The organism is Ensifer sp. NM-2, assembly GCF_003024455.1.
GTDB classification, from domain to species: Bacteria; Pseudomonadota; Alphaproteobacteria; order Rhizobiales; family Rhizobiaceae; genus Ensifer; species Ensifer canadensis.
In genome coordinates this window covers 131,910-145,082 of the sequence record NZ_PVZR01000010.1, presented here as the reverse complement: position 1 = coordinate 145,082, position 13,173 = coordinate 131,910, and the positions used below count along the sequence as shown (strand labels likewise).

Here is a 13,173-nt window from a genome sequence, read left to right as displayed (position 1 = left end):
GCTTGTCAGTTCGAGATATCGGGGACGGGGATCGAGGCATAAGTCTCGAGCGCGATGCCGCCTCCGTCGCCGTTGGGTCCGAAAACCCAAGCGAAACGGACGCCATAATCGCTCATCAGTGTTAATAGACCAAGACCAGATCCACTCTTGCCTGTGCCGATTGCGTTGGCTTCGATGCGTTCGATCAGAAGGTCGCCCGGATCACCTGTCGTGATCTCGGAAAGCAGATCCTGGAAGCGGGCTGCAGTCTCACCATCGACGAAATTCGACACCTTGGCACGGAAGTTGCTGTCGTCGATCGAGGCCTCGACCATGATGCCGCCGGTGGCACGGAACTTGACCGCGTTTTCGACCAGCTCGTTTGTCAGGTAGCCGATATTGTGGCGAACTTCCTTGTAGGCATTGCGCGAGGCGCGGTAGCGCATGGCGATCAGCTCGGCGACGAAATCCGAGGCGATGGCGCAATGTTTCCAGCTCAGATTGAGCTGGCCGTCATAGAGGCGCAGCCGCGTCACGCTTTCGTTGGCACCCCTGGTCAGGTCCGCCGGTCCGTACAAAGTCGTCATCTGCTCACCTGTGTCTCATGACCACGAGGGTAATGTCGTCGTGTATTTTCTGCTTGCCGATATGCGCCATCAAGTCTTCGATGATACCTGATTTCGCATCTTCGGCGCTGCGTCCGTAGAACTGCCGCGCACTGTCGCAAAGCCGCTCGATGCCGAACAATTCGCCCGCCGCGTTCTCTGCCTCGGTCACACCATCTGTGTGCAGGATGATCATGTCGCCGCGGGCAAATGCGACCTCGCGCGTGGCGACGAAACGCGAGATATCCGACTCCAGACCGATCGGCAGGCCCAGATCCAGCGTATCGATGCGCTCCACCTCTTTGCTGTTGCGAACGACGATCAGTTCCTCGTGCTGCCCGGAAAGCGTCAGGCGGCCACCATCATAATCGAGGAATGCGAGGGAAAGGTGCTTGTCGGTGTTGGTGCGCACGATGTTCTTGTAGATCGCCCGGTTCAGGCGGTTCAGGAATTGATTGGGATCCATGTCGCCGGCTTCCTGCAAGGCACGAGCGACAGATTGGACCATCAGCATCAATACGCCGCTTTCAAGGCCGTGGCCGGTCACGTCGCCGATGCCGATCTTCAACCGTGCGCCATCGCGCAGAACATCGTAATAGTCGCCACCCACTTCGTCGGCGGGACGCATATAGGCGGCAATTTCGAGTTCTGCGATCTCGTCGAGCTCGCCGGCTTTCGGCAGCACCATCATCTGGATTTGCCGGGCGACCGCCAACTCGGCGCCCAGGCGCAGGTTCTCACTGCGCAACTGCTTATTCAGGGCGGAGATCTGCTGATTGGCCTCCTCGATCTGCTTGGTGCGCTCTTCGACGAGATGCTCGAGGTTCTCGGTGTGGAAGCTGATCTCTTCGGCCATCCGGTTGAAGGCCGTGCCGGCTTCGCCCACTTCGTCGCGCGTCGAGATAGGCACCCGGACCGAGTAGTCCTTCGCCTGGATGCGCTTGGCGGCGCCGGCAAGCGCACTGATGCCGGCGGTCACGCGCTTGGAGATGCCGAACACCGCCGCCGTCACGAAGAGCAAGGACGCAAGCAGCGCCAGGATCTGATAGGCGAGAATGCGGTTGGTCGCCTGCGAGATACCTGTCTGGGCGGCAAACAGCGACGCATAGATTTCCCGCTCGGGAACCACGATGCCGAGCGACATCGTCTCCTTGCGAACCGGGCCGGACATCCAGAAATTCTCCGGCAGCAGCTGCTTCAGGAGAACGAGATAAGGCACTTTCTCGCCGGCCTCGTCGAGCATGACGCGCTGGATCACGCCGTCCTGCCCGAGCGGTAATTGCGCAATGGCCTGCTGAGCACTCTTGCGCAGCGAGCGGTCGGCACCGGTCACACCTTGTGTGCCGGTATCGCTTGAGGTCTGCAGCCCGATCGTCTTTTCGCCGGCAGGGTTGATGGCGAGCACATTGCCGTCGGACATTGCCAGGAAGCCAAAACCGCTTTCGGCGACCTTGACGTTCTGCACGACCTCGGCCAGCTGGTCGAGCGTGATGTCGGCGCCGGCGGCGCCTGCCACCGTCTTTCGATCGCGGGACCACAGCGGCTGGAAGAAGCTGACGATGAGCTTGCCGGTGATCGCGTCGGTATAGGGCGCCGTCTGGGTAATATCGCTCGCCACCGGCCTGAGGCTCGGATCCTTCGCCCATTGCTCCCAGGATTCATAGATGCCGGGGAAGAAGAACGTCCAGAATTCAGCCTGATTGTGACCGGGATAAAGCCGATCGAAGGTTTGCGCCTGATCCGTATAGGGCGCGGTCCGGAAAATCGGCCGCTCCTTGGGGCCGATGTAGTACATCTGCAGTTTGGAGCGCCCGCTTTCCAGCAGGCTCGGCGCAACGAGGTCGAGTACCGCGCTGTTCTCAATATCCGCCTGGACGTCAGGAAGCGGATGGTGGTCCGGCCCCAGAAGATATCCCCAGACGCTGATCACAGAGAGCGGGCCGGGCAGGTTCTGAGCCCATCCGCCCTTCTCGTCGTAGACGACGGTGACGGCGCCGGGTGCGCCGCGGGCAAGGGCCTCGCCGATTTGCGATTTGCGCACCGGCCGATCGATCTGCGACTGCAGAACGCCAGCGAGCGTTCCGACATCGGTATGAACCTGGCCAAGAAGCAGGTTGACGCGGGCGGCGGTCGATTCCGCGTAGGAGCGCATATAGTCTTGGTTGGCCTTTTGCAGGCCCTGACCGACTTCCGTCGCGGCATCCCGCGACAGCCTCTGCACGTTCCAAAGGGCAAGGCCGCCGGTCACCATCAGGTCGAACAGCACGGCGCCGCCGACAACGAGCACGAACTTGGCGCGGAAGGATCTCAAGCCGAGGCGGGAGCTTGGGGTACTGGGCTCCTTCATGTCGGCTTGCGTCCCGATGCGACCCAGATCGGCCAGCCGGCATAGCCCTTGGGGTGCAGCGCGGCAAAGATGTGATCCCTGAACCCCTGCCGGAAGCGTTGGATGAACTCCGGCGGATCACCGCGCCGGACAGCCATTTCGCCGGCATAGACGTGTTCCCAGGCGGCGATCACGTCGGCGAAGTCCTGCGGATCGCCGTCGTGATTCGTCACCATGAACGATTCGACCAGGATGTCGTCGAAACCTGCATCGGCAAGGTAACGGCGGCTTTTCGGTCCGAGTTCGACGTCCATTTCAAAATGACTGAACAGTTTAGCAACTTCGTTGTAGGTCCACTGGATGCTTTGAGCGCGGGGCTCGCCGAGGCAATGGGAGTTTTTTTCATTGGTGATGTAGACACGTCCGCCGGGTTTGCAGATCCGGTAGAGCTCCTTCAGGAGCAGCTCCCGTTCGTTGAAAATCTGCAGCGAATGCCGGCAACTCACGAAGTCGAACTGGTTGTCCTCGAGCAGCATTTCTGATGCATCGCCGTAGGTGTACTCGATATCGGTGATGCCGAAGTTGGTCGCCACTTCGCGTGCATAGGCAAGACTGGCCTTGGAGTGGTCGAGGGCGACGATCCTTGCCGGCTGGAATTCCTTCTGGACGAGAACAGCAAAGTCGCCGATGCCGCAGCAGACGTCGGCCATGGCAATGCCGGGCCGCAGCCCGTGCCGAGGCAGGATCGAACGCTCGTGCCGCCAGGTCATCTTCGTCTGGGTTCTCAGGATCGGGATGAAGCTGGTGTCTTCGACGAAGCTCTGTCCGGGATAGAACGTCGAATCGTACACCTCGACTGTAATCTGCGGCTCGATCTCGTTGAGATGGCCGAACATTCTGGTGGCCCAGCCGACGACGCTCGACGTTACGATCACCACGCGCAAGTCGGCGCGGGCACGGCAGGCGTCGAGGGCAACCCGCACGAAGGCATGGAATGCGGTGTTATTCATCTGGATCAGGCGTTTCACGTCGACGTAGAGTACGCCGCGCACGCCGTCGATCGCCTGCTTGAGCATTGCGATGCTATCGGCGATCTCGTCGACCGACCGCGGCCGGATGACGCCGGCGAGCGAAAACACCTGGCTGTTGGCGTCGAACGCCGCCTTGAAACTGGGAGAAAGGCCCGCGACGCTCAACTCACCAGCCCTTCCAGCGGCAGGTCGACGATCAGCGTGACAGCGTGCAATGTGCTTTCCTCAATGCGGATGCTCGCGTCGAAATTGATGGCGAGATCAAGTAGGATGGACTCGCGACTGGGCGCCATGTCGGTCGATATGGAATCGAGATAGCGGGCATGTGCATCGCTGCGATCAACCTTCGACACCGCCTCGCGGTAGAACGGGACCTGTTCGGCTGGGCATGGGAACGTGATTTGAACCCGCTCGATCGGGCCATGTCGGTAGATCGCCAGACCGATGTGACCGCTGGCGGCGCCGCTGCGGAACGAAACTTCAAGCAGTTCGTTGAGCGCCGACGAGAAGAAGTTCGAATGCCTTACCGGATCGGTCCTGTTGTGGCTGATCATCCGGGCCAGATAGCTGGAGAGATGGTCGCAATGCTGCCACTCCGAGAGAAATGTTCCCATCTCCATTTCGAACTGGAGCAGGGGCTCAAAAATCGCTTCAGCTGGAACACTGTTACCGACGTCCATGCTTGCTTTGTCCTCCATCTGCGGAACTTTGCCACGGCCCGCAGGCACTTCTAGGCTGATTTATCAGGCACGCAAACCGGTGAGCGGCCAGGCGGCCCTTGCGCCGGTGGCCGACCCGACAGCATAGCCCCTCGCCGTGTTATGATATTTCCATCGTCGACGATTGGCGCAAGTAACTGTCGATTGTATTGGGCGGCATCGGAACACCAAGGAAATACCCCTGCAATCGATCGCAGCCTTCGTGGTCCAGCCATAGGGCCTGCGCCCGCGTTTCGACGCCTTCCGCGGTCACTGACATTCCCAGCCCGTGCGCGAGCGCGATTATCGAACGCACGATCACCTGGCTCTTCTCGTCGTTCTCCAGATCCTTGATGAAATAGCGGTCGATCTTGATCGTGTCGAACGGGAAGTTCTTGAGATAACTCAGCGATGAATAGTAGGTACCGAAATCGTCGAGCGAGATCTGAATGCCGAGGACGTTCAGCGTATTGAGCGTGTCGAGATTGTTGGTCGTCTTCTCAAGCAGAACCGATTCGGTCACTTCGAGTTCGAGCCGGTCCGCCCGCAATCCGACCATATCCAGCGTCTGCGACACGCGATCAGTGAAGCCGTCGTGCAGGAACTGCGCCGGAGACAGGTTGACGGCTACGGTAAAATGCGAGGGCCATTTGGTTGCTTCGCGGCAGGCCTGCTCAAGCACCCACTGGCCGATATCGCTCATCAGCCCATCGGCTTCGGCCATCGGCACGAAGACATTGGGCGGAATGATGCCCACCAAAGGATGACGCCACCGCACCAACGCCTCGAAACCGACAATGGTGAAAGGCGGCTTCACCAGAGGCTGATACTCGAGGGAGAACTGGTTTTCCTGAAGCGCGGTGCGCAGGCTTCGGCGCAGCATTTCCCGTTGTTCCAGCACGATCAGCATCGAACGGCTGAAGGTTTTGGCGCGGCCGCGGCCCTCCTTCTTGGCCGCATAAAGGGCGATGTCGGCGGCCTTCATCAACTGTTCGCCCTCGTTGCCATCGGGCGGGGCAACGGCGATGCCAATGCTCGCACCCACGAACGCCGAAATGCCGTCGACCGTGAAAGGCTCCTTGAAGGCGTTGACCACAGCATTGGCCAGCCGCTCGGCTTCCATAGGCTGATCGGCGTCGCGCTGAATGATCGCGAATTCGTCTCCGGCAAGCCGGTAGGCGACCTCCCCGTCGCGCAGAACGCTGCGGATGCGTTCGGCTGCCATCCTCAGTACCGCATCGCCGGCACCGTGTCCGAGCGTATCGTTGATCGGTTTGAAGTCGTCGAGGTCGATCTGCATCAGCGCCGGCTTCTTTTCATGAACCGCCGGCAATACGCTTCGCAGATCATCGCTGAACTGACGCCGGTTGGGCAAACCAGTCAGGGCATCGTGCGTCGCCTGGTGAAGCAGCAGCGCACGCTCGTTTTCGCCCTGGCTCGCGGCTTCCCGCCGGACCGATGCCCCGTCCGTCTCGATGACGCCGATGCCATGTCCGGCGCGAAAGACGAGCAGTGTCCGCCGTGATCGTTTGGGCGCATCGATGATTTCGATGCTGCGTGGAACGCCATTGGCAAGAACGGATTCTGCCATTGCCTTCGAGGCCGGCTCCAACAATTCGGGGTAGACGTGCCAGAGCGTTGCATCGACCAGTTCAGCCACCTCGTAGCTTCGCTGAAGCGCGACCGAGGCCCCGACGAGATGAAGAGCCTCGTCATAAAGCGAGATGACCTCATCGGTATTGCCAAGGACGGTATCGTCCACGGAAGACGCAGCAGACAACGTCGAGTCAGTACCTGACATTCTAGCCTTTCCCTTTCCGTCGCGGTTTTGACTGGACCGCCTGTGACCATTGATATGATCGAGACGCCGTGCTCGAAATACATGGTCGTACTATTTCAGTCGACCCTTATGCATAGCTATCGCGAAAAGTGTCGCGGTCAATGCTGCTCGCCTATGGTGCGGCTGGACACCGAAGCTCCGAGCGTCGAACCGGGTGTACAAGCACAAGAATCTTCTCTGTTCGGTTGCAATTCTGTAGCTCTTTCTATCACTTGCGGACGACGCAGGCAATTTTCGTTCGACTCAATAAGCATAGCGATATCTAGCGATCTGAAGGCTTTGCTCATCGGTCGTGGTTAAAATAGTGTTATCTTGCCAACAGCGCGGATCGTCAGCATTAACCATTTTTGGTTTGACCGGCAGGACGTTCGCATGGCTTTGCGCATCACGCAAACGCCTGGCAGTTCACGCGTTCGATCGGTTTCCAAGCAATACAGTGTAACGCTCCCACCAATGGCATAACCTCAGGTTATGCGGCTCTGCAATTTTTGTCGTCTGCCGACCAGACGTCGAATCGTTATGGTGATCCACAAGAAAAGAACGGGAACGACTGTCGTTCGCCCCGCGGCGCACGACAAACATCAAAATACATTCAGCGAACAGGACGCGGCCTGCCCGGCGCAGGGTCGATCCGTGCCTGCAGTGGAGCGAAATCGTCATGGATGGCGCTGTCTTGCACTTGGGGAGTGGCAAACCGACAATGACTGAAGACGATGCTCTGGCCGCCAAAAGGATGCCTTCCGCAAAAGGCCGGGCGCGAAAGCCGCTTATCAAGCTCGACAAGTTGAGCAAACACTACGGCAATCACACGGTGCTCGACGGCATTGACCTTGAGGTGATGCCCGGAGAGGTGCTGGCGATCATCGGCCCGAGCGGCTCCGGCAAGAGCACGCTGCTGCGCTGCATCAACTATCTCGAGCCGCCGGATGGCGGCCATGTCACTATCGGCGACATCTCGCTCAACGCGGCCGCACCCGCCGGGCGATCGGAACTTTCGACCCTGCGCCGCAGCGTCGGCATGGTCTTCCAGTCCTTCAACCTCTTTCCGCATATGACGGTGTTGCGAAATGTCAGCCTGGCGCAGGAGCGCGTGCTCGGACGCAGCCGCAGAAACGCCGACGACCGGTCGATGCAATTGCTGAAGCGTGTCGGCCTGGCCGACAAGGCGCAACAGTATCCCGGCCGCTGTTCCGGCGGCCAGCAGCAGCGCATCGCCATTGCGAGAGCGCTCGCACTCGACCCTGAAGTGATGCTGTTCGACGAGCCGACCTCTGCGCTCGATCCCGAACTCGGCCTCGAAGTCCTCGCTGTCATGCGGGAACTGGCAGAAACCGGCATGACGATGATCGTTGTCACTCACGAAATGAGCTTTGCCGAGAATGTTTCCGACACGGTGATGATCATGGCCGATGGCAAGATCATCGAGAAGGGGCCGTCGGCAGACGTCATGCGCAATCCGCAGCAGGAGCGCACCAAGCGCTTCCTTCGGGCGGTGCACGACCGATGAGCACGGCCGACGTCTTCGCCATATTGCGCGGGCTCCCCTGGACGGTCGCCCTGACGCTCGGCGCGTTCTTGGCCGGCGCCGTGCTTGGGATGCCGCTGGTGGCGGCCAGGCAGAGCCGCATCCTGCCGCTGCGGATCGTGGCGATGGTGCTCATCCAGATCGTGCGCGGCATTCCGCCGATCCTCTGGCTGTTCATCATCTTCTTCGGCCTGGGAATGAGCGTCTTCCCGATCAGCCCGTTCAACGCGGCGCTGGCCGGGCTCGGCTTGATCGCGGCTGCCAACATGGCGGAAATCTACCGCGGCGCGCTGGCCTCGATACACTTCGGCCAATGGGAGGCGTCGTCGGCGCTGAACCTTGGCCGCTGGTCCACGCTGACCGACGTCGTCGCCCCGCAGGCCTTCCGCGTCGCTCTGCCTTCGGCGGCGAGCTACCTGATCGGCCTGATGAAAGAGACGGCCGTGGCTTCGACCATTGGCGTCAGCGAACTTGCCTTCCAGGGCAACCAGCTGTCGCAACTGACATTCCGCGGTCTCGAAGTCTTCGCTCTGGTCGGCATGTTCTACATCCTTTTGAGCCTGCCGGTCGCCTGGCTGTCGCGCGTCGCCGACAGCTATCTGCAAGCAAAGGTGGCCCGCTGATGTTGCCGAGCTACGAAGAACTCTCCGCCTGGCTCCCCGATCTCCTGTCGGGTCTGTCGATCAGCCTGCAGGTCACGGTGCTCAGCCTCTTGATCGGCATTCCGTTCGGGCTGCTGCTTGCACTTGGCGTGCTCGCCAAGAGCCGGTTGACAAAGATACTGGCTCTGTTCCTGGTCGAGGTCGGCCGCGGCGCGCCGGCGCTGGTGCTGCTGCAGTTCATCTATTTCGGCCTGCCGACATCGGGCCTGACGCTCGGGTCCTTCACCGCGGCCGTCATCGCGCTTGCCTGGAACACCGGCGCCTATACCAGCGAGATCATTCGCGCCAGCCTGCAGTCGATCCCGCATGGCCAGCGCGAGGCGGCCGTCGCAATTGGTCTCAATCGACTGGATGCCTTGCGCTACGTCCTGCTGCCGCAGGGCTTGCGCGTCGCGCTTCCGGCGCTGCTCGCCTTCTCGATCCTGATCTTCCAGGGCACGTCGCTGTGCTTCACCATCGCGCTGCCGGAACTCGTCAGCCGCGCCTATGAAATCGGCTCGAACACCTTCCGTTATTTCCCGGCGCTGCTAGCCGCCGGCGTTCTCTACGCCTCGATCTCCATCCCCGCCGCTCTCCTCGTCAGTCATGTCGAAAAGCGCGCCGGCTCCTACGCGCAACGCTGAACCAACACCACGAAAGGGCATTCAGGCATGACCACATTTGCGACCAAAACCCGCCTTCTGCTGACCGGCATCGCCGGCCTCCTCGTATCGAGCCAGGTGGCGCTTGCGCAGGATTGCACACCGAAACACACCTTCGCCACCATCGAAGAGGGTACGCTCACGGTTGCCGTCACAACCTATGTGCCGCATTCCTACCTGGACGACAGCGGCAACATGAAGGGCATCGACGGCGATATCGCTGCGGAATTTGCCAAGCGCGAATGCCTGAAGGTGAAGGCGGTCGCCGTCGATCCGGCCGCCGCCATCCAGTACGTGCTTTCGGGTCAGGCCGATATCGCCACCGGCGACTGGTACCGCACGGCCGAGCGCGCCAAGGTCATGAACCTCTCGGCGCCGCTCTACACCGATCAGATGGCAATCTATTCCAAGAACGGCTTCGCGGATGTCGGCGACCTTGAAGACAAACAGGTCGGCACAGTGCAGGGCTATCTCTGGGTCACCGACCTGAAGACCATGCTCGGTTCCAAGCTGAGGCTCTATCCGAATTCGGTCAACATGCAGCAGGACCTGTTCTCCGGCCGCATCGACGTGGCGGTGGACGGCTATTCGACCGGCGTCGTCGCTGAAAAGAACGGTGCGCTCAAGGACGTCAAGGTCAAGGTCGCTGCCTCCGACGACCGGGTGAGGGCGACCAAGGAAGCCGCACAGGCCGCGTTCCCTTATTCCTTCAACGCCAAGGAACTGGGTGTCGCGCTGGATGCCGGGATCGAGGCGATGCATGCGGATGGCACCATCGTCGGCATCCTGAAATCCTACGGCCTTGACGGTACGGCGGCCGAGACCGGCGCGCCGCGCCTGGTCCAGTAATATAGTTGCCAGCCGCAACAGGTTGCGGGAGCCGCTAGGCTCCCGTCCCCCCTCCCGGCAGGTATGCCGGTTAGCGAACAATTTGATATCGGAGACAAGACGATGACTGTCTACACAGTCACGCGGAAGACGCAGTCGTGGTACGGGGAGCAGATCGGCATCCTCATCCTCGATGCTGCGTACCCCTGCGTGCCCGGCAATGTCGGCAACGCCACCACCTATGACTTTCCGGTCCGCTTCCAGGAGGTGCGCGGCGCCTCGATCGACCGGCTGCTCAACCAGCGCGATCCCGCACTTCGCGACGTCTTCATCGAAGCGGCCGTCGAATTGCAGAACCGCGGCGTCAAGGCGATCACCGGCGCCTGTGGTTTCATGGCCTATTTCCAGGAAGAGGTTGCAGCCGCGGTCGATATTCCGGTGTTTCTGTCGAGCCTGATGCAGATCCCGTTCATGCATGCGGCCGCCGGCGGCAGCGTCGGCATCATCACGGCCAATGCTAGCCGACTGACGCCGCGCCACTTCGAGGCGAGCAACGTGCCAGGGCATATCCCTCTTGCGATTGCCGGCATGGAAGGGCAGACGGAATTCCGCGAAGCCATTCTTGAGGAGAAAGGCACGCTCGACAGCGCTCAGATCGAGCGGGAAGTGACCGAGGTTGCCCGCAAACTCGTCGAGGATAACCCGGATGTTCGCTCCATTCTGCTCGAATGCAGCGATCTGCCGCCCTATGCTCATGCGGTGCAGACGGCGACCGGTCGACCGGTCTTCGACTTCATAACCATGATCAACCACGTCCAGCAAAGCGTCGCCCGCCGGAGCCACCACGGCCACATGTGATCGGCGCCAGCGGCAAACACGTGCGATAAACCAGGAACCACTGATGTCCATGGACCACTATTACCTTCTCGGGCGCTCGGGCTTGCGGGTCAGCCGGCTCGCGCTCGGAACGATGACCTTCGGCAATGGCGGCATTCGGGGTATCGGCGGTTCGTGGGGATCGGACGAGGATGCCGCGCGCGCGATCTTCAACCGTTACCTCGAGATCGGCGGTAACTTCATCGACACGGCCGATTCTTACGCGGCTGGCGTCAGCGAGGAACTGATCGGCAAGTTCGTCGCCGAGGCGGGCATACGCGACCGGGTGGTGATTTCCACCAAGTTTTCCAACAACGTCGAGCCCGGCAATCCGAATGCCGGCGGCAACGGCCGCAAGAACCTGATGCGCGCCGTCGACGCCTCATTGCGGCGGCTGAAAACGGACTACATCGACCTCTATCTGCTGCACACCTGGGATCGGATCACACCGGCCGAAGAGGTCATGCGGACATTCGACGATCTCGTGCGCGCGGGCAAGATCCGCTACGCCGGGCTTTCCGACGTGCCGGGCTGGTATGCGGCACGCGCCCAGACCTGGGCGGAGGCGCATGCGCTGACGCCGCCGATCTGCCTGCAGCTACCGTATTCGCTGGCCGAACGCAGCATCGAGAACGAATTCGTGCCGCTCGCCCAGACGCTTGGCCTCGGCATCACCGCCTGGAGTCCACTCGCCATGGGCTTGCTCTCCGGCAAATACCGGGCCGGCCAGCAGGCCGCAGGGCGGCTTTCGCTCGACGCCTCCGGCAGCGGGCTCGGGCTCTTTACCGAACGCAATAGGCGCATTGTCGCTGCGCTCGAAGCGGTTGCCGGCGAGGTCGGCCGCAGCATGGCGCAAATCGCCCTGAACTGGGTGGTGACGCAGCCCGGCGTCGGTGCTGCCATCATCGGCGCAAGCCGGATCGAGCAGCTCGACGACAATCTGGCTGCACTGGATTTTTCGATTCCCGTCGAGTTGCGCCGGCAGTTGCAGGCGGCAAGTGCGGTTGAACCCGTCTACCCTTATTCGCTGTTTGCCGACGATTACCAGGCCGGCATTCTCAATGCCGGCGTCGCGGTCGGCGACAAGCCGCGCGGGTATTACAGCGAGACCTTTCTGCCCAGGGTCACCGACTACGTCTTTGGCCAGTCGAAATCCAAGAGCTGAGCCGCAACGGCGCGCCATTCCGGCCACCGTTATCACGAAAGGAAAGAGGCATGACCGTGATGCCCGCAAACCTGACATCAACAGGCACCGCTGCCTCATTCGTCCTGACGCTCGCCTGCGACGACCAGCCCGGCATCGTTGCCGCGGTGACGACCGAGCTTGCGGCGATCGGCGGCAACATCGTCGAAAGCAATCAGTTCCGCGACGTCGAGACCAACTGCTTCTTCATGCGCATTGCCTTTACCGGTCCGTTGGGCATGTCGCGAGACGGTGTCGAGCGGGCGCTGAAACCGGCGATCGATCGCTTCGGCATGAGGGCCACGGTTGCCGACGCGACACGGCGGCCGAAGATCATCGTGATGGTCTCGAGGTTCGATCATGCGATGCTGCATCTGCTCTACCAGATCCGCGTCGGCTGGCTGAATGCCGAGGTGGTCGCCATCGTCTCCAATCATGACGACAGCGCAAGGACCTCCGAGCTCGGAGGTATCCCCTATCACCACTGGAAAGTGACGAAGGACAACAAGGCCGAACAGGAGCAGCGGCTGATCGATCTGGCGCGTGAGACGGAGGCCGACCTCGTTATCCTCGCCCGCTACATGCAGGTCCTTACGGACAACCTGTCGAACCGGCTCTACGGCAGGATCATCAATATCCACCATTCGTTCCTGCCGTCCTTCAAGGGCGCCAAGCCCTATCACCAGGCCCATGCGCGCGGCGTCAAGCTGATCGGGGCGACCGCGCATTATGTCACGCCCGACCTCGACGAGGGCCCGATCATCGAGCAGGAGACGGAGCGGGTCAGCCATTCGATGAGTGCCGAGGATTTTGTCGCCACCGGCCGCGATATCGAAAGCCGGGTTCTCGCCCGGGCGGTGAAGATGCACCTGGAAAACCGCGTCATGCTCAACGGCCACAGGACGGTGGTCTTTACACAGTGATGGCGGCGTTATCATTGTCATGATTGATGGAAGTTGCGGGAAAAGACGAGCGACAC

The 13,173-nt window shown here is 61.1% G+C and carries 12 protein-coding genes; 7 read left to right on the top strand and 5 right to left on the bottom strand.

Translation table 11 applies throughout. The annotated features are described in order from the left end of the window. Window positions 1-5: 5 nt before the first annotated feature. From C6558_RS20460 to C6558_RS20440, 5 genes are all read right to left on the bottom strand, one after another. Window positions 6-566, bottom strand: a complete 561-nt coding sequence (locus C6558_RS20460; RefSeq protein ID WP_025428304.1) for an ATP-binding protein — start codon at window positions 564-566, stop codon at window positions 6-8. A 4-nt stretch (window positions 567-570) separates the two neighbouring features. Next, window positions 571-2,931, bottom strand: a complete 2,361-nt coding sequence (locus C6558_RS20455) for a SpoIIE family protein phosphatase (RefSeq protein WP_025428305.1) — start codon at window positions 2,929-2,931, stop codon at window positions 571-573. After that, a complete protein-coding gene (locus tag C6558_RS20450) occupies window positions 2,928-4,106 on the bottom strand; it encodes a class I SAM-dependent methyltransferase (protein WP_025428306.1) in 1,179 nt (392 codons plus the stop codon). The genes C6558_RS20455 and C6558_RS20450 overlap by 4 nt, the downstream gene beginning before the upstream one ends. Further along, window positions 4,103-4,621: a hypothetical protein gene (locus tag C6558_RS20445; RefSeq protein ID WP_025428307.1), complete on the bottom strand. Its 519-nt coding sequence runs from the start codon at window positions 4,619-4,621 to the stop codon at window positions 4,103-4,105. Before C6558_RS20445 ends, C6558_RS20450 begins: the two co-directional genes overlap by 4 nt. Window positions 4,622-4,760: 139 nt before the next feature. Further along, window positions 4,761-6,440 carry a bifunctional diguanylate cyclase/phosphodiesterase gene (locus tag C6558_RS20440; RefSeq protein WP_025428308.1) on the bottom strand — a complete coding sequence of 560 codons (1,680 nt, stop codon included), beginning with the start codon at window positions 6,438-6,440 and terminating at the stop codon, window positions 4,761-4,763. A 772-nt stretch (window positions 6,441-7,212) separates the two neighbouring features. On the opposite strand from C6558_RS20440, the gene C6558_RS20435 reads away from it, so the two are divergent. The 7 genes from C6558_RS20435 (at window position 7,213) to purU (ending at window position 13,117) form a co-directional block, all read left to right on the top strand. After that, window positions 7,213-7,986 (top strand): amino acid ABC transporter ATP-binding protein, encoded by a 774-nt coding sequence (locus C6558_RS20435; RefSeq protein WP_025428309.1) that lies wholly within the window; start codon window positions 7,213-7,215, stop codon window positions 7,984-7,986. Next, a complete protein-coding gene (locus tag C6558_RS20430) occupies window positions 7,983-8,627 on the top strand; it encodes an amino acid ABC transporter permease (protein WP_025428310.1) in 645 nt (214 codons plus the stop codon). Before C6558_RS20435 ends, C6558_RS20430 begins: the two co-directional genes overlap by 4 nt. Beyond that, complete coding sequence (locus C6558_RS20425; protein WP_025428311.1) at window positions 8,627-9,289, top strand: amino acid ABC transporter permease; 663 nt, start codon at window positions 8,627-8,629, stop codon at window positions 9,287-9,289. Before C6558_RS20430 ends, C6558_RS20425 begins: the two co-directional genes overlap by 1 nt. A gap of 27 nt (window positions 9,290-9,316) precedes the next feature. After that, window positions 9,317-10,156: a transporter substrate-binding domain-containing protein gene (locus tag C6558_RS20420; protein WP_057207345.1), complete on the top strand. Its 840-nt coding sequence runs from the start codon at window positions 9,317-9,319 to the stop codon at window positions 10,154-10,156. Window positions 10,157-10,258: 102 nt separating this feature from the next. Further along, a complete protein-coding gene (locus tag C6558_RS20415) occupies window positions 10,259-10,993 on the top strand; it encodes an aspartate/glutamate racemase family protein (protein WP_025428313.1) in 735 nt (244 codons plus the stop codon). 43 nt (window positions 10,994-11,036) lie between these two features. Further along, a complete protein-coding gene (locus C6558_RS20410) occupies window positions 11,037-12,176 on the top strand; it encodes an aldo/keto reductase (protein ID WP_025428314.1) in 1,140 nt (379 codons plus the stop codon). A gap of 50 nt (window positions 12,177-12,226) precedes the next feature. Beyond that, window positions 12,227-13,117 carry a formyltetrahydrofolate deformylase gene (gene purU, locus C6558_RS20405; RefSeq protein ID WP_025428315.1) on the top strand — a complete coding sequence of 297 codons (891 nt, stop codon included), beginning with the start codon at window positions 12,227-12,229 and terminating at the stop codon, window positions 13,115-13,117. Window positions 13,118-13,173: the final 56 nt, after the last annotated feature.

Coding starts and splice junctions, on each gene's coding strand:
- C6558_RS20410 (WP_025428314.1), top strand. CDS start 11,037: ATGTCCATGGACCACTATTACCTTCTCGGGCGCTCGGGCTTGCGGGTC.
- C6558_RS20435 (WP_025428309.1), top strand. CDS start 7,213: ATGCCTTCCGCAAAAGGCCGGGCGCGAAAGCCGCTTATCAAGCTCGAC.
- C6558_RS20455 (WP_025428305.1), bottom strand. CDS start 2,931: ATGAAGGAGCCCAGTACCCCAAGCTCCCGCCTCGGCTTGAGATCCTTC.
- C6558_RS20430 (WP_025428310.1), top strand. CDS start 7,983: ATGAGCACGGCCGACGTCTTCGCCATATTGCGCGGGCTCCCCTGGACG.
- C6558_RS20420 (WP_057207345.1), top strand. CDS start 9,317: ATGACCACATTTGCGACCAAAACCCGCCTTCTGCTGACCGGCATCGCC.
- C6558_RS20460 (WP_025428304.1), bottom strand. CDS start 566: ATGACGACTTTGTACGGACCGGCGGACCTGACCAGGGGTGCCAACGAA.
- purU (WP_025428315.1), top strand. CDS start 12,227: ATGACCGTGATGCCCGCAAACCTGACATCAACAGGCACCGCTGCCTCA.
- C6558_RS20445 (WP_025428307.1), bottom strand. CDS start 4,621: ATGGACGTCGGTAACAGTGTTCCAGCTGAAGCGATTTTTGAGCCCCTG.
- C6558_RS20425 (WP_025428311.1), top strand. CDS start 8,627: ATGTTGCCGAGCTACGAAGAACTCTCCGCCTGGCTCCCCGATCTCCTG.
- C6558_RS20415 (WP_025428313.1), top strand. CDS start 10,259: ATGACTGTCTACACAGTCACGCGGAAGACGCAGTCGTGGTACGGGGAG.
- C6558_RS20440 (WP_025428308.1), bottom strand. CDS start 6,440: ATGTCAGGTACTGACTCGACGTTGTCTGCTGCGTCTTCCGTGGACGAT.